Genomic DNA, 19134 nt, shown 5'->3' on the forward strand with positions numbered 1-19134 from the left:
TCTTCATTAGCGATGGGCGCTAGGTGCGGCTAGTGCACGGGCGGCGGCGACATCCGCGTTGATCGCCGTTTTCAACGCCTCCAGAGAGGCGAAACGCTGCTCTTCACGCAGCTTGTGGTGGAAAACCACCGTTAAACGCCGGTCGTACAGATCGCCGGCAAAATCTAAAAGATGCACTTCCAGGTGGGCTTTGCCATCACCTTGGACCGTAGGCCGTACGCCGATGTTGGCGACGCCGGGCCAGGTCTTGCCGTCGATCTCGACGTTGACCAGGTAGACCCCGGTGAACGGCACGCGACGGCGCTTGAGTTGTATGTTGGCGGTGGGCGTACCCAGCTGCCGCGCGAGTTTCTGGCCGTGCAGCACGCGACCGGCAATCCGGTACGGGCGGCCGAGCAGGCGTTCGGCGAGGGTAAAGTCGGCAGCCGCCAGTGCATTCCGCACCTGGGTGCTGCTGACGCGAATCCCGTCGAGCTCGACGGTCTGCGCCGCTTCGACGGTAAAACCCTGCACGACGCCGGCCTGCTGCAGGAAATCGAAATCCCCTACCCGGTCACAGCCGAAGCGGAAGTCGTCGCCGACTTCAAGGTGCTGCACGCCGAGGCCGTCCACCAGGATGGTATCGACGAACGCCTTGGCGCTGAGTTTGCTCAGACGTTGATTGAACGCCAGGCACAGGACCCTGTCGACACCTTCGGCGGCCAGCAATTGCAGTTTATCCCGCAGGCGGGCCAGGCGCGCCGGCGCCGTGTCCGGAGCGAAGAACTCCCGCGGCTGCGGCTCGAAAATCACCACGCAGCTGGGAACGCCCAACTCCAGCGCACGCTCACGCAACCGCGCCAGGATAGCCTGGTGGCCACGGTGTACACCGTCAAAGTTGCCAATAGTGGCGACACAGCCCCGATGCTGGGGGCGCAGATTGTGGAGGCCTCGAACCAGCTGCATAACGCGCTTCTTGCTCATAAAGTGGTCGATTATAACCACACCCGGCGGCCGACGACAGGCAACACCGTATTCCAAAGTCATCGAGCCGACAAAAATGCCGGCCCGCCCATGTTTTTCGAGGTTTTCTCTTAGCCCAGCGCTTTGCGATTGAAATCGCGCAAACGGAAACCCATCAACACTAACATGCCGAAATAGGCCACCACACCCGCCACCACCAAGGCGCCCAGGCGCAGGAAGCGCTCAAGCATCTGCCCCTCACCCCAGGCTGGCATAAAGTGCATCCCGGCCAGCAGCACGCCAGACATCACAGAAACCGCGACCACCAGTTTGAAGCCAAACTTCGCCCAACCCGGCTGTGGCTGGTACATCTGCTGCTTGCGCAACTGATAAAAGAGCAGCCCGGCATTCAGACAGGCCCCGGCACTGATGGCGAGTGCCAGGCCGGCGTGGGCCAGCGGACCGATCAGCACCAGGTTGAACAATTGCGTGACGATGAGGGTAAAAATCGCAATTTTTACCGGGGTGCGGATGTTTTGTTGCGCATAAAAGCCAGGAGCCAGCACTTTAATCACAATAATCCCGAGCAGCCCGACCGAATAGGCGATCAGCGCCCGCTGGGTCATGGCAGCATCAAATGCATTGAATTGACCGTACTGGAACAGTGAAACCGTCAGTGGCTCGGCCAGAATCCCCAATGCCAGGGAGCACGGCAATACCAGCATGAAGCACAGGCGCAGGCCCCAATCGAGGATGCGCGAATATTCGAGGCGATCCTTATTGGCGTAGGTCTTGGCCAGGGTCGGCAGCAGGATCGTTCCCAACGCCACGCCCAGTACGCCGGACGGCAACTCCATCAAGCGGTCGGCGTAGTACATCCAGGATACGGAGCCGGCCACCAGGAACGAGGCGAAGATGGTATTGATGATCAGCGAAATCTGACTGACCGATACCCCGAGAATCGCTGGCAGCATCTGCTTCATCACTCGCCACACGCCGCTGTCGCGCAGGTTCAGGCGCGGCAGCACCAGCATGCCGATCTTTTTCAGGTGGGGCAGCTGATAGAGCAACTGCGCCAGGCCGCCGACCAGTACCGCCCAGCCCAGTGCCATCACCGGCGGATGGAAATACGGCGTCAGGAACACCGCGAAGACGATCATGCTGACGTTAAGCAGCGTTGGCACGAAGGCTGGTACCGAAAAGCGGTTCCACGTGTTAAGGATCGCGCCGGCCAATGAAGACAGGGAAATCAACAAAATATAGGGAAAGGTCACCCGCAACAGGCTGGCGGTCAGCTCGAACTTTTCCGGGGAATCGACGAAACCCGGTGCAGTCACCCAAATGACCCATGGCGCGGCAATCATGCCCAACGCCGTGACCAGCGCCAGCACCAGCGTCAACAGACCCGAAACGTAGGCAATAAATGTTTTTGTAGCCTCTTCACCCTTCTGGGTTTTGTACTCGGCAAGAATCGGCACGAATGCCTGGGAAAACGCCCCTTCGGCGAAGATGCGCCGCAACAGGTTGGGCAGTTTAAAGGCGATAAAGAAGGCGTCGGTCGCCATTCCCGCACCGAATGTGCGCGCAATGAGGGTGTCACGAACGAATCCCAGAATCCGGGAAAGCATTGTGATAGAGCTGACGGCGGCCAACGATTTGAGCAGATTCATTGAAAGAGTTTGTGCCTGTCGATAAACAGCAGGCGAACTACGCGCCTACTTGTGCGATACTCCGCGCCGCAACAGCACAGAGCCAAAGCTCGCGAGTTTACAGGTCACACGCCGGAAAGAAATATCCCGCGCAGACGACCTCATGAAAACGTGACGAGCGAAGGCAAGACAAGGCGAAAGCAGGCGAGAAAGCGGAGTTGACGAACGTCAATGAGCATTTCGAGCCTGCTTTCAACGCTGTATTGCCGAGCGCAGTAGTTTTCATGGGGTCGGGGCCGACCACTTAGCGGAACGTTTCCTCCGCCCTTGACAAGACTTCAACTCATCGGCATGATTCGCGGCCTATTTTGTTTGCTATTTCCTAAAAAGTCTTTCGAGGAGCTCGACGGTGGCCAACTCACCTTCCGCCAAAAAACGTGCAAAACAGGCTGAGAAGCGTCGCAGCCACAACGCCAGCCTGCGTTCCATGGTCCGTACCTACATCAAGAACGTAGTTAAGGCCATCGACGCAAAAGACGCTGCTAAAGCTCAAGCTGCTTACGTTCTGGCTGTGCCAGTTATCGACCGTATGGCCGATAAAGGCATCATCCACAAGAACAAGGCCGCTCGTCATAAGAGCCGCCTGAATGGCCACGTCAAGGCCCTGAACGTTGCCGCTGCTGCCTAAGCGACACGCTCATTAAAAAACCGACCTCAGGGTCGGTTTTTTATTGCCTGCGATATGGCGAACGCGACGCAAAAAAAATGTAGGAGTGACCCTGCTCGCGATGGCGGTGTACCCGTCGAGATCAAAACTGACTGATACACCGCTATCGCGAGCAGGCTCACCCCTACAATTGGTTTTGCGTCGTTATTACTGGACGGGCGCCCACGGCAAAATCGGAATCGCCGTCACCGCATTCTGCGGACTGCCTTCGATCAAGCGATCGCTGTAGACCAGATAAACCAGCGTATTGCGCTTCTTGTCGAGAAAGCGCACGACCTGCATGGTCTTGAATACCAGCGAGGTGCGCTCCTTGAACACCTCCTCGCCATCCTTGAGCTCACCCTTGAAGCTGATCGGCCCGACCTGGCGACAGGCAATTGAAGCCTCGGCGCGATCTTCAGCCAACCCCAAACCACCCTTCACGCCACCGGTCTTGGCACGTGACAGATAGCAGGTCACACCGGCGACCTTCGGATCATCAAACGCCTCGACAACAATCCGGTCGTTCGGGCCGACGAACTTGAACACCGTCGACACCTGGCCAATTTCCTCGGCCGAAGCCAGCAGCGGCATCGCCAGCAGCAGCCCCAACAATCCTTTTGCCACACGCATTCAGGTATTCCCTCAGACCAGAATCAGATTATCGCGATGAACCAGCTCTGGCTCCGCCATATAACCCAACAAACCGACTATCGCATCAGACGACTGACCGATGATTTTTTGCGCCTCAAGAGCACTGTAGTTGGCCAGGCCACGAGCAATTTCTCGACCGTCCGGCGCGACGCAGACCACCATCTCACCGCGACGGAAGCTGCCCTGCACCAATTTGACCCCAACCGGCAGCAAACTCTTGTTGCCTTGGGACAATGCCGTCACCGCCCCCGCATCCAATACCAGGGTGCCGCGGGTTTGCAGATGCCCGGCCAACCACTGCTTACGCGCCGCCAACATGCCGCGCTCAGGCGAGAGCAAGGTGCCGATACGCTCACCTGCCTTGAGGCGATCCAATACACGCTCAATGCGCCCACCCACGATGATCGTATGCGCCCCGGAACGCGCCGCCAGGCGCGCAGCGCGCAATTTGGTCTGCATGCCACCACGCCCCAATGCACCACCGGTACCACCCGCCACCGCATCAAGCGCCGGATCATCGGCACGCGCTTCGTAAATCAACTGGGCATCGGGATTGTTGCGCGGATCGGCGTCGAACATGCCATCGCGATCCGTCAGGATCACCAGCAAATCAGCCTCGACCAGGTTGGCCACCAGCGCCGCCAGGGTATCGTTGTCGCCGAAACGGATTTCGTCGGTGACCACGGTGTCATTCTCGTTGATCACCGGAATGACCTTCAGCTCGACCAGCGCGCGCAAGGTGCTGCGGGCATTCAGGTAGCGCTTGCGGTCTGACAGGTCATCATGGGTCAGCAGAATCTGCGCGGTGTGCCGGCCATGCTCGGCAAAGCTTGACTCCCAGGCCTGCACCAAGCCCATCTGACCGATTGCAGCCGCGGCCTGGAGCTCGTGCATCGCACTGGGTCGGGCAGTCCAGCCCAGACGGCTCATACCGGCCGCTACCGCCCCGGAGGACACCAGCACCAGCTCGACACCCGCCTCATGCAGAGCCACCATCTGCTCTACCCAGACACCCATTGCTGCGCGATCCAGGCCTTTGCCGTCCGCCGTCAGCAAAGCGCTGCCGATTTTCACGACCCAACGCTGCGCACCTGTCACCTTGCTCCGCATCATCTTCAACCTTAGCTTGAGGACAGCGCGACCCAGCGCTGCCCGTGACGTTATTCGTGAGTTCCGATTTCCAGATACCAAAACGCCGCTCGATTGAGCGGCGCTTAAAGTGCCGGCCTGCCAGCGATGATAACACCGCGATCAGACAGATAGACCGCCTTCGCGGGCAAGCCACGCTCCTACCGAATCAGTCGCGCACGTAAATGATTTCCGGACCGTCTTCGTCATCCACATCTTCTTCATCCCAATCATCGTCGCCGATGTCGTGGACCGACTTCACGCCGCTGCGACGCAGGGCACGCTGGTCGTCCAGCGCCTGCAATTGCGCACGGGCTTCATCTTCGATGCGCTGATCGAGTTCAGCCAACTCTTCCTTGTAGGCCGGGTCGTTAGCCAGGCGATCGGCACGATCTTCCAGGTAACGCATGATGTCGTGGCACAGACGCTCGGTGTTCTGCTTGGCAATGGCCGAGATCACATAAACCGGGCCGGTCCACTCCAGACGATCAACGATCTCCTTGACGCGGGCATCGTGCTCTTCGTCGAGGATCTGGTCGCACTTGTTCAGGATCAACCAGCGATCACGCTCAGCCAGGGACGGACTGAATTTGGTCAGCTCGCTGACGATGACTTCAGCCGCATCCGGCGCACTGGTGTCATCCAGTGGCGCCATGTCCACGAGATGCAGCAGCAGGCGCGTACGCGACAAGTGCTTGAGGAAGCGAATCCCCAGGCCCGCACCATCGGAAGCGCCTTCGATCAGACCCGGAATGTCCGCGACCACGAAGCTTTTCCAGCGATCGACGCTGACCACACCCAGGTTTGGCACCAGGGTGGTGAACGGATAGTCGGCGACTTTCGGCTTGGCGGCCGACACCGAACGGATAAAGGTACTTTTACCGGCGTTCGGCAAGCCCAGCAGGCCCACGTCCGCCAGCACTTTCATTTCCAGCTTGAGGTCACGCTGCTCGCCCGGCTTGCCCGGCGTGGTCTGGCGTGGCGCACGGTTGGTACTGGATTTGAAACGGGTGTTGCCCAGACCGTGCCAGCCGCCATGGGCAACCAGCAGCTTCTGGCCGGCCTTGGTCAGGTCGCCGATCACTTCCTGAGTGGCCGAGTCGATCACCGTAGTGCCCACAGGCACACGCAGGACCAGATCCTCGCCCTTCTTGCCGGTGCAGTCAGTGCTGCCGCCGTTGGAGCCACGCTCGGCATCAAAGTGCCGGGTGTAACGGTAGTCGACCAGGGTGTTGAGGTTTTCGTCGGCCATCATGTAGATGGAACCGCCATCACCACCGTCACCACCGTTAGGACCGCCGTTCTCGATGAATTTTTCGCGACGGAAGCTCATGCAACCGTTGCCGCCGTCACCGGCCTTTACTCGAATCGATACTTCGTCAACAAACTTCATTACACAACGCCTCTCGCCATACGGACGAGCCGAAAAACACTAAGACATAAGACTCTTGCAAAAATGAGCGCAGCGACCTCAATCAACGACCGCACAGTCCAGCGCGCCGACAGCCCATACAAACAGTTTTGCAAGAGACTCACCCCACAAACGAAAAAGCCCCGTCGCGAGACAGGGCTTTTCCAGCGATCGCGCAATTAAGCCGCGACTACGCTCACGTAACGACGACCGAAGGCGCCTTTTACTTCGAACTTGATCACGCCTTCGACTTTAGCGAAGAGGGTGTGATCTTTACCCATGCCAACGCCGTAGCCAGCGTGGAATTGGGTGCCGCGCTGACGCACGATGATGTTGCCTGCTTTGATAGCCTGGCCGCCATACATCTTCACGCCAAGGCGTTTGGCTTCTGAGTCGCGACCGTTACGGGTACTACCACCAGCTTTTTTGTGTGCCATGAGTTCAATTCTCCTAGTGAGGAATTAGGCTGAAATTAAGCCTGAATACCGGTGATTTTGATCTCGGTGTACCACTGGCGGTGGCCCATACGCTTCATGTGGTGCTTACGGCGACGGAACTTGATGATGCGGACTTTATCGTGACGACCTTGGGAGATCACTTCAGCCACAACGGTAGCGCCAGCAACAACTGGAGCGCCGATATTCACGTCGTCGCCATTGGCAACCAACAGAACGCGATCAAAGGTAACGGATTCGCCGGTAGCGACTTCCAGTTTTTCGATCTTCAGGTATTCACCTGGGGCGACTTTGTACTGCTTGCCGCCAGTAACGATTACTGCATAAGACATGGTATTTCTCCGATAATCCTGCTCACCCAGCTCTTTATAAGAAGAGGTATTGGCTGGCATGGCTGCATTTGGCTGGAGGCCGCTTGCAATTGCGTAAGGCAGGTGCTGCCCAGGAAGTTCAGGGTGCGCGATTGTACGCAAGGCACGAGCGCCTTGCAATAGGCCGTCCATCGCGCCTTGACAGGCCCGGACGTGGGTCCTAGCATGCCGCGCAACCCTTCTGGAGCGACTGTCGCTGATGCAACCCCAAGCTTTCTACCGCGCGGTCGCGGACGATTTTAGCGCCGTCGACGGCATCATCAAGAAGCAGCTGACTTCCCGAGTGCCGTTGGTATCGAAAATCGGTGACTACATCACCTCGGCCGGCGGCAAACGCCTTCGACCTTTATTAGTGTTGCTGTGTGGCAAGGCCCTGGGCCGCGAAGGCGATGACCTGCGCCTGCTGGCCGCAACCATTGAATTCCTGCACACCGCGACCCTGCTGCACGACGACGTGGTCGACATGTCCGGCATGCGCCGTGGCCGCTCGACCGCCAACGCCATGTGGGGCAATGCGCCAAGCGTGCTGGTGGGCGACTTCCTGTATTCGCGCTCCTTCGAAATGATGGTCGAACTGGGCTCCATGCCGGTGATGAAAATTCTTTCGCAAGCCACGCGCATTATCGCCGAAGGCGAAGTGTTGCAGCTGTCGAAGGTCCGTGACGCCAGCACCACCGAAGAAACCTATATGGAAGTCATCCGCGGCAAGACCGCGATGCTCTTCGAAGCCTCGACCCACAGCGCCGCGGCCCTGGCCGGTGCAACATCCGAACAGAGCGAAGCGCTGCGCACCTTCGGTGATCACCTGGGCGTGGCGTTCCAACTGGTCGACGATCTGCTCGACTACAAAGGCGACGCCGAAACCCTGGGCAAGAACGTCGGTGACGATCTGGCCGAAGGCAAGCCGACCCTGCCGCTGATCTACACCATGCGCGAAGGCACGCCGGAGCAGGCAGCCCTGGTGCGCAAAGCGATCCAGAAAGGCGGCATCGAAGACCTGGAAAGCATCCGTGCAGCCGTCGAAGCCTCTGGCTCGCTGGAATACACCGCACAACTCGCCCGCGATTACGTGGCCCGTGCGATCAAGTGCCTTGAAGCGTTGCCCGCCAGCGAGTATCGCGATGCGCTGGTCGAATTGAGCGAGTTTGCGGTCGCCCGCACGCACTGATTGCCGCTGTTCTGTAGGAGCGAGCCTGCTCGCGATGGACGTTAACGACAACGCGGGTATCCAGGATAAACGCGGTGTCCTTGAGTTCTTCGCGAGCAGGCTCGCTCCTACAGGTTTTCAGGCACTCCCCCCCAGCCGCCTAAAACCCTATACAATGTGCGCTTTTTAGCGATCCTGAATCCAAGGAGCCTTAGTGAGCACATTGCCACCCTGCCCGAAATGCAATTCCGAGTACACCTACGAAGATGGCGCGCAGCTGATCTGCCCCGAGTGCGCTCACGAATGGTCCGCCAGCGGCGAAGCCGAAGCGGTGTCCAATGACGCGGTGAAAAAGGATTCGGTCGGCAACGTCCTGCAGGACGGCGACACCATCACCGTGATCAAGGACCTCAAGGTCAAAGGCACGTCACTGGTGGTCAAGGTCGGCACCAAGGTCAAGAATATCCGCCTGTGCGATGGCGATCACGACATCGACTGCAAGATCGATGGTATCGGCCCGATGAAACTCAAATCCGAGTTTGTCAGAAAAGTCTGATTTTGCTGTATCCCATCCCGCGCCCGTCGTGGGATGGCGCTTCGCCCTCCCCTAAACGCCAGCCGTTTTGACCCAGCGCAATCCTTACCCGGAAATAGCCACAATCGGCCAATAGGCCCTTGCTATTTGATGAATAAGAATTATTCTCATTGAAACCCATTCAATGGAGATGAGACATGACTTATTTGATCGATGCCTGGCTGGACCGCCCACACCCTTACCTGAGAATCCTCCACCGGGAAACCGGGGAAGTCTGTGCAGTGCTTGAAGAGGAAGCGCTGAGTGAACTGCAGGATCAGGGTGACCTGGATCTCAATGGCTTGAGTTCCAGCGAGCCAGTGGTGCTCAAGGAGGTGGTGAGAAATCTGTTTCTGTTCTGCTATGCCCGGGCGCTGCGCCCGACCAGTGAGCTGCATCACAAGATCGAAATATGAAGAGCACCGCAAAAACTGTGGGAGCGAACCTTCTCGCGAAAGCGGCCTGACATTCAACATTAATGCTGACTGACATTCCGTCTTCGCGAGCAGGCTCGCTCCCACATTGGCCCGATGTGATATAGGGCTGGGTATTACAGAACGTCGAGCAGCTCGACGTCGAATACCAGAACGCTGTGCGGCGGGATGCTGCCAACGCCTTGAGCGCCGTAAGCCAGTTCGCTCGGCACGTACAGGCGCCATTTGCTGCCGGCATTCATCAGTTGCAGGGCTTCGGTCCAGCCGGCGATCACGCCGCCAACCGGGAATTCCGCAGGCTGGCCGCGCTCGTAGGAGCTGTCGAACACAGTGCCGTCGATCAGGGTGCCGTGGTAGTGAGTACGCACGGTGTCTTCACGGGATGGCTTGGCGCCTTCACCGGCAGTCAGTACTTCGAACTGCAGGCCGGACGCCAGGGTGGTGATGCCGTCACGCTTGGCGTTTTCAGCCAGGAAGGCCAGGCCTTCGCCAGCGGCCGCTTCAGCCTTGGCGGCCGCTTCGGCCTGCATGATTTCGCGGATCACCTTGAAGCTGGCGGACATTTCTTCCTGGCCAACGCGGCTTGGCAGACCTGCGAATGCGTCGGTCAAGCCTGCCAGGATCGCGTCCAGGCTAACGCCAGGTGGCGGGTTGTCGCGCAGTTGGTCGCCCAACTGACGGCCAATACCGTAGCTGACGCGGGTTTCGTCGGTGGACAGATTTACTTCGGACATGACACTGCTCCGCTGTGCGGACGGCCCGGGAACTTGCCGTGCACGCACAGCGCGTCCCGGAACGCCCGGAACCAAAAGGGCCAGCAGACTAGCACAGATGCCATCGTGTTGATCAGAGCCGTCAGCGCTGCGGTGTGGAACGCTGATCGATCGGCACCTTCAGACTTTCATCGATACCACCGAGCCCGCACATCTCGTCATGCACCAGATGATGCACAAGGTTGAAGTTCAACCTGGGAAAGGAGCGCAGCACATCGCGGGCATGCTCCACGGAACGCAGGTGCATCATGTGGCCGTGAGTGTCGCTCAAAGGATAGGCTGCGCCATGCATCCGCGCCTCCAGCAGGTAGATCCCGCCTTCCATCGAGATCAGATTCAGCTCATCGACCTTTCCGGCGACGGCATAAGCATTCAACTCTTGCAGGTTCATGAACGCACCTCATGCGGCGAGCCATTACCTTTACAGGGATATGCCTCGCCGCATCAAAGTACAAGCCACAAACGCCACCGTCTGTCTGTTTCAGTGCTTGGTCACTTTATCCAGGTAACCCATGGCGAACGCCGACACTACGAACGTCATGTGAATGATCACGTACCACTGCAGGTGCTCCGGATCGACGTTCTTGGCGTCCATGAAGATTCGAAGCAAATGGATGGAGGAAATCGCCACGATGGAAGCCGCCACCTTCATCTTCAGGGAAGACGAGTCCATGGTGCCCAGCCAGTTGAGCTTTTCCTTGCTGTCGTCGATGTCCAGTTGGGAAACGAAGTTTTCGTAACCGGAGATCATTACCATCACCAGCAAACCACCCACCAGCGCCATGTCGATCAACGACAGCAACACCAGGATCAGGTCCGATTCGGCCATAGAAAAGACATTGGGGATGACGTGGAAGACTTCCTGGAAGAACTTCAGTGCCAAGGCCAGCAGCCCAAGGGACAGGCCGAAGTAGATAGGCGCCAGCAGCCAGCGGGAGGCGTACATTGTGTTTTCGATAAAGCGTTCCATTGAATCTCACACGTGTTTGAAAATGGCCGCGAGTATAACAGCCGCCTGTTGCCCCCAGAAACCGTCGGGAAATCCGCCACCTGCGCGTGTGTGTCAAAGTTTTTCTGCTAGTGTCCAAACCATTGACAGCTCAGTGATATCGGACAGGAAAACTGGAAATGGATCTGCGTTTGCCTTTAACCAGTGCCGGAATCTGCCTGGCTCTGCTGATGAGCGCTTGCTCACCCAGCGACGAGAAGCGCGAGGTCAGCCTTGAGGAGAAAACGGCGCAGTTCGAAAAATCGCTGGATGCCATTGCGGACCCGAAGCTCAAGGATGCCGTGGCCGAACTCGGTGGCTCGCTGTTACTGCTCGAACGGGCGCAACTCAAGCTCGACAGCAAACCGGTGGTGACCGAATACGGTGAAGACGCCCTCGCCATTCTCAAGCACTACCCCTCGCCACAAGCCCTGGTCGACACCTACATCAACGGCCTGTTCGTGCTGCACAAGGACTCCAGTTCCGACTACCTGACCGACCTGCAACCGGTGTTTCCCTTCAACTTCAGCACGCCGGCCGCGTTTCTTTTTCCCCATGGGCTGGAATGGCAGTCGGTCACCCTGAGCAATAAACGCATCATTGCCTTCCAGCCGGAATGGTCGGAAACCGATCCCGGTATCCAGCTGAGCCCTTCGAGCTCCAACCTGACCAATCCCGATGACCTGACCGTGGCCTACCCGTTCATCGAAGGCCTCGATGTCGACATCAAGAAGCAGCCGCAACCGGTCAGCCTGCAAGGCAAGGTGGAAGTCATTGCGCCGCGCCGGCTCTACAGCTTCGACCTGACAAAAAAGGATGTCGGCCAGACTCGCACGAACGACAACCTCAGCGTCACCCTGCTGAAACTGGGCAATAACTACGCGGAAATCGAATTCAACAACAGCGCACCGCAGGCTCCGGAGATCGGGGAAACACCCCTGAATCCGCTGATCGTCCAGGCCCGGGACGCCACCGGGCAATTTCTCTCGCGTTCAGGCTCGATCAACGAAACGGCTGCGCAGATTGCCTTCTATCAGCGGCAGCTGGCAAAAATGCAGCAACAAAAGGCCTGGAGCGAGGAGTTTGAAAAACAGCTCGATGAAGAACAGCGCACCTTCGAGAAGCAACAATCCCACCGGTATTCGAAGGTGTATTTCAACGGACCGATCGACACCCTCGAAGTCAGCCTGCTGGACTTTTCAGCCGTCACGGTCACCCGCAAGGACCTGAACCTGCCGATCCGTCGTTTCGACCGCCACACCACACAGAAGAACATCCAGCCCCTGAACCTGCCAGTGGTGGTGTATGACGACCAGGCGCCGAACTGGCTCAAGGGTGCGACGTTGACCGAGGATCAACTGAAAAAGGCTGTCAGCATCAGCCAATCGGTGGAGGACCCGAGCGCTGCGCGAGTCGAATTCACTCACCTCAGAAGCTTCAATGACGAACTGCTCGGCACCTCCTTCAATCCAGGTGAAAGCCCGGTCAGCTTCTTCACCGAGGACAGCAAGGGCAAACGTTACGAGCCGATCGAACTGCCGCCGGAGGCGTATCAGGTCGATCCCCTGCGCGGCACCATCACCTACGACTTGAATCTGTTTCCGGAAACACCGGCGTACGTGGTGGGCTCCATACCGCTGTTCCTGGCCACCGTCGACAAACAGAGCATCGACGCCCACCAACTGCCCAAAGGCCTGGATCTCAAGGACAACGCACTGGTGGTGGATCTGAAGGTGTTTCCCGAGCAGGATTGGCGGTTTTACGCCAAGGACGACAGCGGTCACTACCTCAAGGAAATTCTTGCGGTCAACCACGATGCGAGCCCGGAAGGCCCCGGGCTGTTTGCCGTGCACTACTTCTATGGGCAACCCACACGCCTGGAAACCTATCAGCGAACCGACCTCGCCACCGTGCAATACGGTTACGAGGTCAAACTCGACAAGGCTGACATGTCCAAGCTGGCCCAATAGCGCGAATCAATGCTCTGGACGGAACTCGAAGCCACCCACGCTGCGGCAACGGCCACCATTGATTTCCCGCAGCTGGGCTTGCAGATGCAGGCACCAGATTTGCGGATCGTCGGCCAGCTCGTAACCGTGCAGGGTCAGGCTTTCAACAATGGTGTCGAGGATGGACTCAGCCACGAAAGGGCCATGAAACGGGCCTTGGGCTTTGATGGCTGAAGGTTGCTCACCGGCCATTCCGGCGGCGAACAGTAAGGTCCACATGCCCGTATCGCCAGCCAGGGGTTTGATGGCGCATTCGATACGGGTCACAAGACCCAGACATTGACGGGTGAGGCAGAGGTTGCGCGACATGGCGGCGACCCTCGGTAGATCCGGTATTCAGCCTTTACGCAAAGGCTGTCTCGATCCAGTGATTACTGTCCATATCCTTGTGCTGATAATAGAGGAAAAGTTTGACTGGCACGCCAGGTGAGACCAGAAGGCGCCGAATGGTCATTGTGTGAATATTGACGCCAGAGTGATGGCACTTTTTGAATTCAAACCAGATAAAAATGTGGGAGCGAGCCGGCTCGCGAAAGCGTCATGTCAGCCAAAAAATCAGTGACTGTCAGATCGATTTCGCGAGCCGGCTCGCTCCCACAGTGGATCGAGGGGTGAGCAGCTATATCAAGCCGGCTTGGCCTCCACCAGCGCCTCGACCGCCATCTCTTTCTCCGCTTCCTTGAGGTCATCTTCGCTGATCATTTCCGCGATGACCCGCAAGCGCTCCACCACTCGCGCGTTGACGCTGCCTTCAGGGAACTCGCCATTCTCGTCGGGCTCGCCTGCCGGTTCGCCGACCAACAGGCTCAGCGCCTCGTCGGCCTGGCGTACCGCATAGACATGGAATTGCCCCGCGCGCACCGCGGCCAGCACTTTCTCGTCGAGCATCAGCGTGGCCACGTTCGCGTGCGGAATGATCGCCCCCTGCTCCCCGGTCAGCCCACGGGCCTCGCAGAGCCGGAAGAAACCTTCGATCTTCTCGTTGACCCCGCCCACCGCCTGCACTTCACCGAACTGGTTGATCGAGCCGGTGATGGCAAAGCACTGTTTGAGCGGCGTTTTCGACAGGGCCGAAATCAAGGTGCATGCCTCGCCCAGTGACGCACTGTCGCCATCCACATACCCATAGGACTGTTCCAGGGCGATGCTCGCGGAAATCGCCAAGGGGAATTCCTGCGCGTAACGGCTGCCCAGATACCCGGTCAGAATCATCACGCCTTTGGAGTGGATCGGTTGACCGAGGTTGACCTCACGCTCGATGTCGACGATGCCGCTGCCGCCCGGGTACACCGTGGCGGAAATCCGTGCCGGTATCCCGAAGGCTGAATCGCCGACCTCCAGCACCGTCAAGCCGTTGCACTTGCCGACGGCGGCGCCATCGGTATCGATCAGGATGATTCCCGCCAGCATGTCATCGAGAATCCGCGCCGACACACGCCCCGTGCGGGTGGCCTTGGCCTTGAGCGCCCGCTCGATGTGACCGGCGTCGGTCATTTCGTCAGAGGCCAGGTGACGAATGAAATCCGCCTCGCTGACCAGTTGGAACAGATCACCGATCCGCGCCGACAACCGCCCCTGATGCTCGGCCAAACGCGCGCTGTACGTTGCCAGACGCGCCACTGCATCGGCGGTCAGCGGCGCCATGCCCTCTTCGGAGGTACGGGTTTTCAGCAACTGGGCGAATTGCTCCAGGCTTTCATCGACCATCGGGATGTCTTCATCGAAATCCACCAGGACGCGGAACATTTCCTGGAAGTCCGGATCGAGGTCCTGCAACGTGTAGTAGAGCGAACGGGCACCAATGATGACGACTTTGACCTGCAACGGAATGTGCTGCGGGGTCAGGGTCACCGTGGCGAAGCGGCCCATCTCGCCCAGCGGTGATTCCATTTTCAGCTTGCGCGATTGCAGGGCACGCTTCAGCGCGTCCCACACAAACGGCTCGCTGAGCATTTTTTCCGCTTCAAGGATCAGGAAACCGCCGTTGGCCCGGTGCAACGCACCCGGCCGCAGCTGGCGGTAGGTGGTGTACAGCGCGCCCTGATCGGTGCTGTATTCAATGCGGCCGAACAGGTTTTCGTAAGTCGGGTGCGGCTCGAACACCACGGGCGCACCGCCACTGGCCGAATGACCGACGACCAGGCTTGGCGCGTATTGCTCTTCCAGCAATTTACGAGCGACGGCGTCGGTCTTGCTGTCGTCGACCAGTTGCTCGACCACGGTTTTGAGCAAGTACACCTGCATGGCTTGCAGGTAGCCGCAGACCGCCGCGTTCTCGGCGTACTTCTCCGACAACGGCGACAGCAATGGCTGCAAGGCCAGTGTGATGGTTTCTTCGTTGAGATGGCGCAGTTGATTGCTCGACTCACGCTTCCATTGCGGCAGGCTGGCGAGTTCTTCGTTCAGGCGCTCTTCGAGGTTGGAGATATCCTCGTGGAAGCGCTCGCGATCGACTTCCGGTAACTGGGCGAATTCCGCCTCATCCAGTGCCTTGCCTTCGAGCATCGGGGTAAATGCGATGTTGCTGCTGTCGCGGTAGAGCGCGACGTCTTTCTCCAGGGCCAGTCGCTCGATCACGTCCAGCGCCTTGTCGTAGCGCTGATTGAAGGCGCGGTCGATGGCACTTTTTTTCTGCTGGTAGGACGGGTGTTCGAACACGGCTGGAAAGGTGGCCAGCAAGTTATCGATCAAGCCGTTGATGTCACCGATGAAGGCGCCGGCGGTGCCTGACGGCAGCTCCAGTGCGCGCGGCTCGCGTGGCTCATCGAAATTATTGACGTAGACCCAGTCCGCCGGGGTCTGCAGGCGCTTGCCTTCGGCCTTCAGGTAGCGTTTGACGAACGAAAACCGGCCGGTGCCGGGCTCGCCCATGACGAATACGTTGTAACCGGGGCGTGGCATGGCCACACCGAACTGCAAGGCTTCGACCGCTCGTTCCTGGCCAAGCACACCGCGAAAGGGCTCCAGATCATTGGTGGTAGAGAAGCTGAACTGTTCAGCGGAAAACGGACGGGTCAGCGCTTCAGGCGCTAGACGCAAGCTGGCAGCAACAGGATCAGGCATCGGGCTTCCTTACATCAGGCGGGGCAGATAGCGGCATTCTGGCGCCGCCCGTGCCTGACTGGCAAGGAGCGCCTCAGACCAAAGCATAGACAAGCCGAAACCCCGGCGTTGAGCGGCGCCAAATCACCGTTTTCATCGAATGTTTTGCAAAAAATCACGGAACCGCGCGATCGTGCCTAAACTCCAAACTGCGCGGCTGGACTGATAACCGGCCCAAATGGCGCCGTTGGGTCTGTACGAACCTCGCAGTTTGCGTACAGAGCCGGGCCAGACCCTTGTTCATTGGTACGCACATAAAGAGAACAAAGCTATGAAACGGATTCTTCTCGGTACTCTCTTCACCGCTGTATCCATCAACGCCATGGCTCAGGCGCCAGGCGGCCCGGATTGCGGTTGGGGCAACATGCTGTTCGAAGGTCAGCGTGGTACTCCGGCTCACTTCCTGGCATCCACTACCAACGGCACCTCCGGCAACGCAACCTTCGGCATGACGTCCGGCACCAACGGTTGCGCCACCAACGCGGCGCTGACCTATGGCGGCAAATCCTGGTTTGCCATGAATGGCATGATGAACGAGCTGTCCGAAGACATGGCCAAGGGTCAGGGCGAAGCGTTGACCACTTACGCCGTGGTACTGGGCGTGGCGCCGGAAGATCGCGCGCACTTCGCCGCCGTCACTCACGAGCACTTCCAGCAAATCTTCAGTAAGGCGGATGTGACCGCGGAAGATGTGCATACCAATACCCTGGCCGTTCTGAAGAACGACCCGCGTCTGGCGAAGTACGCCACTCAAGCATAAGCTCGACCCGCCCGCCTCTCTTGGGGAAGCGGGCTTTATTTTTTTGGACCTGTCCGTCTTTGGGTAACGCCTTTCAAGCGGCATCATCAACGCCGGGCTTTGTTCTTTTCCTGTTTAAGTTGCTGACTATGCTCAAACGCCTTGCCTGGCTGGCGCTCTGTGTCTGCGCCCCGCTGTCCGCCGCGCCTCACATTGACAATCAACGTTTGCAGCAACTGGCCAACGACCCCTTCTGGATTTCCCTGGGTCATTACGAAACTGCCAAGCTCGGTGGCTGGCGCAGCTATGTCAGCGACAAGAAGTTTTTCCTCGCCGTCGATGGCAATGAACACCCTGACCATGAACTGGCGGCTACCGTACAAGCGCTGTACGCCCCGGCCAGTGCCGGTGAACGACATGCACAATGCGTTTACCCGGCGCGTACCCGCTGGCTGAAAGCGCAGCTCAACCTGACCGACCTGCCGACGCCGGACTGCGCCGGGTTCAAGCAGTGGTTCAAGGACGTCTCGCCCCATAGTGCAGTGATGATTTTCCCGGCGGCCTACCTCAACAGCCCATCCTCCATGTTCGGCCATACCCTGCTGCGCATCGATCAGGCAGATGTGCAGCGTGACAAGACGTCGCTGCTCAGTTACGCGATCAACTTCGGCGCGTACATCGAAGGCTCGGACAACAGCATCCTCTACGCCTGGAAAGGCCTGATGGGCGGCTATCCCGGCCTGTTTGCCCTTGTGCCCTATCAGGAAAAACTCTCGGAATACCGCAGCCTGGAAAACCGTGACCTGTGGGAGTACCGCCTGAACCTGACTCAGGCCGAAACCGAGCGCATGGTCGAGCACGTCTGGGAGTTGAAGCAGATCAAATTCGATTACTTCTTCTTCGACGAAAACTGCTCCTATCGCCTGTTGGAACTGCTGCAAGTGGCGCGTCCGAGCCTGCGCCTGACCGGACAATTCCCGCTCACCGCCATTCCCACCGACACCGTCAAAGCCGTCAAGGAGGCCGGGCTGGTGGAGTCCATTCAATACCGCCCTTCCCGCGAACGGGAATTGCTGAATCGCGCCGAGTCCCTGACCGAAGAAGAACAACAGTGGGCGCTGAAAGTCAGCGCCGACCAGAAACAACTGCAAACCCCGGCATTCAAGGCACAACCCCGTGACCGCCAGGCGCTGATCGTCGACGCGGCCTATCGCCTGGAACGTTACCGCGCCAACGGCCAGGAACGAGACCCGCAACGGGCGCAACGCAGTTTCGAATTGTTGCGGGCAATCAACCAGAACCCGGCGCCGGAACTGGACATCCCACAACCCGGCCTGCCCGAGGACGGCCACGAATCCCGCACCTGGCAGGCCGGCCTGGGCACCCGTGGCGACCGCGCGTTTGGCGAATATGGCCTGCGCATGGCCTATCACGACCTGAACGACAATGCCGAAAGCTTCCCCCTCGGCGCGCAAATCGAAATCCTGCAACTGAAACTGCGTCAGTACGAAGGCAATGACTGGCAGGTGCAGCAACTGGACCTGGCGACCATTCGCTCCCTGACTCCGCGCAATGAGCTGCTGCAACCACTGTCGTGGCAAGTCACGGGTGGCCTGGAGCGGGTACCGGGCAAGCATGGCGATGAGAATCTGGTCAGCCACGTCAATGGCGGGGGCGGCGGCACCTGGCAACTGGGCGACGACATGCTGGGTTTCGCCCTGGGTACCGTGCGCGTGGAGCACAACAATGATTTCGCCGGATTTATCGCGCCGGCGGCAGGTTTCAACACGGGCCTGTTGTGGAAAAACCCGCTGGGCAACCTCAGTCTGGAAACCAGGGGTGATTTTTTCACCAATGGCGAAGTGCGCCGCAGCGTCAGCCTGAATCAGCAGTGGGAATGGTCACGCAACCTGGGCGTGCGCCTGAGTGCCCAGCGCGAATTCAGTCATCTGGCCTCGCCCGGGAACGAAGTGATGCTTGAGGTGAAGTGGTATCACTATTGACGGCCAAAACTCGCAAGAGCAAAGCTTGCAACCATGGCCCAAGCCCCTA

Annotated in this window: 19 protein-coding genes; 7 read left to right on the forward strand and 12 right to left on the reverse strand. The window is 58.8% G+C overall.

The window, feature by feature from the left end:
- Nucleotides 1-6: 6 nt before the first annotated feature.
- Nucleotides 7-945, reverse strand: coding sequence for a bifunctional riboflavin kinase/FAD synthetase (ribF, locus tag LAB08_RS26310; RefSeq protein WP_172901647.1), 939 nt, complete (start codon nt 943-945; stop codon nt 7-9).
- A 128-nt stretch (nt 946-1073) separates the two neighbouring features.
- Nucleotides 1074-2612, reverse strand: coding sequence for a murein biosynthesis integral membrane protein MurJ (gene murJ / locus LAB08_RS26315; protein ID WP_096515068.1), 1539 nt, complete (start codon nt 2610-2612; stop codon nt 1074-1076).
- Between the two features lie 388 nt (nt 2613-3000).
- On the opposite strand from murJ, the gene rpsT reads away from it, so the two are divergent.
- Nucleotides 3001-3279 (forward strand): 30S ribosomal protein S20, encoded by a 279-nt coding sequence (rpsT, locus tag LAB08_RS26320; RefSeq protein WP_007970922.1) that lies wholly within the window; start codon nt 3001-3003, stop codon nt 3277-3279.
- Nucleotides 3280-3465: 186 nt separating this feature from the next.
- Here the strand turns inward: rpsT and LAB08_RS26325 are convergent, their stop codons facing one another.
- The 5 genes from LAB08_RS26325 to rplU all read right to left on the reverse strand — a co-directional run bounded on the left by LAB08_RS26325 (nt 3466) and on the right by rplU (nt 7277).
- Entirely contained in the window at nt 3466-3930 is a 465-nt protein-coding gene (locus tag LAB08_RS26325) for a CreA family protein (protein WP_096515066.1), read from the reverse strand.
- A gap of 12 nt (nt 3931-3942) precedes the next feature.
- Nucleotides 3943-5061, reverse strand: a complete 1119-nt coding sequence (proB, locus tag LAB08_RS26330) for a glutamate 5-kinase (protein ID WP_096515064.1) — start codon at nt 5059-5061, stop codon at nt 3943-3945.
- A 187-nt stretch (nt 5062-5248) separates the two neighbouring features.
- Complete coding sequence (cgtA, locus tag LAB08_RS26335) at nt 5249-6472, reverse strand: Obg family GTPase CgtA (RefSeq protein ID WP_096515062.1); 1224 nt, start codon at nt 6470-6472, stop codon at nt 5249-5251.
- Between the two features lie 197 nt (nt 6473-6669).
- Entirely contained in the window at nt 6670-6927 is a 258-nt protein-coding gene (gene rpmA / locus LAB08_RS26340) for a 50S ribosomal protein L27 (protein WP_003281574.1), read from the reverse strand.
- Between the two features lie 35 nt (nt 6928-6962).
- Nucleotides 6963-7277, reverse strand: coding sequence for a 50S ribosomal protein L21 (gene rplU, locus LAB08_RS26345; protein WP_007950961.1), 315 nt, complete (start codon nt 7275-7277; stop codon nt 6963-6965).
- 238 nt (nt 7278-7515) lie between these two features.
- Here rplU and LAB08_RS26350 point away from each other — a divergent pair, with 238 nt between their 5' ends.
- The 3 genes from LAB08_RS26350 to LAB08_RS26360 all read left to right on the forward strand — a co-directional run bounded on the left by LAB08_RS26350 (nt 7516) and on the right by LAB08_RS26360 (nt 9453).
- Entirely contained in the window at nt 7516-8484 is a 969-nt protein-coding gene (locus LAB08_RS26350) for a polyprenyl synthetase family protein (RefSeq protein WP_096515060.1), read from the forward strand.
- Between the two features lie 193 nt (nt 8485-8677).
- Nucleotides 8678-9019: a zinc ribbon domain-containing protein YjdM gene (locus tag LAB08_RS26355; RefSeq protein WP_096515059.1), complete on the forward strand. Its 342-nt coding sequence runs from the start codon at nt 8678-8680 to the stop codon at nt 9017-9019.
- A 176-nt stretch (nt 9020-9195) separates the two neighbouring features.
- Nucleotides 9196-9453: a PA4570 family protein gene (locus tag LAB08_RS26360; RefSeq protein WP_096515057.1), complete on the forward strand. Its 258-nt coding sequence runs from the start codon at nt 9196-9198 to the stop codon at nt 9451-9453.
- A 134-nt stretch (nt 9454-9587) separates the two neighbouring features.
- Here the strand turns inward: LAB08_RS26360 and bamJ are convergent, their stop codons facing one another.
- The 3 genes from bamJ to LAB08_RS26375 form a co-directional block, all read right to left on the reverse strand.
- Complete coding sequence (gene bamJ, locus LAB08_RS26365; protein WP_056855672.1) at nt 9588-10205, reverse strand: BamJ family beta-barrel-assembly machinery protein; 618 nt, start codon at nt 10203-10205, stop codon at nt 9588-9590.
- Between the two features lie 121 nt (nt 10206-10326).
- Complete coding sequence (locus tag LAB08_RS26370; protein ID WP_096515055.1) at nt 10327-10635, reverse strand: DUF6482 family protein; 309 nt, start codon at nt 10633-10635, stop codon at nt 10327-10329.
- Nucleotides 10636-10725: 90 nt separating this feature from the next.
- Nucleotides 10726-11214, reverse strand: coding sequence for a TIGR00645 family protein (locus LAB08_RS26375; RefSeq protein ID WP_007990463.1), 489 nt, complete (start codon nt 11212-11214; stop codon nt 10726-10728).
- Between the two features lie 158 nt (nt 11215-11372).
- Here LAB08_RS26375 and LAB08_RS26380 point away from each other — a divergent pair, with 158 nt between their 5' ends.
- A complete protein-coding gene (locus tag LAB08_RS26380) occupies nt 11373-13202 on the forward strand; it encodes a hypothetical protein (RefSeq protein ID WP_096515053.1) in 1830 nt (609 codons plus the stop codon).
- A 6-nt stretch (nt 13203-13208) separates the two neighbouring features.
- On the opposite strand, the gene LAB08_RS26385 is transcribed toward LAB08_RS26380, so the two are convergent.
- Both LAB08_RS26385 and LAB08_RS26390 read right to left on the reverse strand, forming a co-directional pair.
- The gene (locus tag LAB08_RS26385; RefSeq protein WP_047533476.1) at nt 13209-13550 is read right to left on the reverse strand and encodes a PA4575 family protein; all 342 of its coding nucleotides are present in this window, start codon (nt 13548-13550) and stop codon (nt 13209-13211) included.
- Nucleotides 13551-13865: 315 nt separating this feature from the next.
- The gene (locus LAB08_RS26390; RefSeq protein WP_096515051.1) at nt 13866-16304 is read right to left on the reverse strand and encodes a Lon protease family protein; all 2439 of its coding nucleotides are present in this window, start codon (nt 16302-16304) and stop codon (nt 13866-13868) included.
- Nucleotides 16305-16614: 310 nt separating this feature from the next.
- Here LAB08_RS26390 and LAB08_RS26395 point away from each other — a divergent pair, with 310 nt between their 5' ends.
- Both LAB08_RS26395 and LAB08_RS26400 read left to right on the forward strand, forming a co-directional pair.
- Nucleotides 16615-17103, forward strand: coding sequence for a DUF3015 domain-containing protein (locus LAB08_RS26395; RefSeq protein ID WP_096515049.1), 489 nt, complete (start codon nt 16615-16617; stop codon nt 17101-17103).
- 128 nt (nt 17104-17231) lie between these two features.
- Nucleotides 17232-19085 (forward strand): Lnb N-terminal periplasmic domain-containing protein, encoded by a 1854-nt coding sequence (locus tag LAB08_RS26400; protein ID WP_096515048.1) that lies wholly within the window; start codon nt 17232-17234, stop codon nt 19083-19085.
- Nucleotides 19086-19134 lie beyond the last annotated feature (49 nt).

The organism is Pseudomonas izuensis (genome assembly GCF_002356535.2).
Taxonomy (GTDB): Bacteria; Pseudomonadota; Gammaproteobacteria; order Pseudomonadales; family Pseudomonadaceae; genus Aquipseudomonas; species Aquipseudomonas izuensis.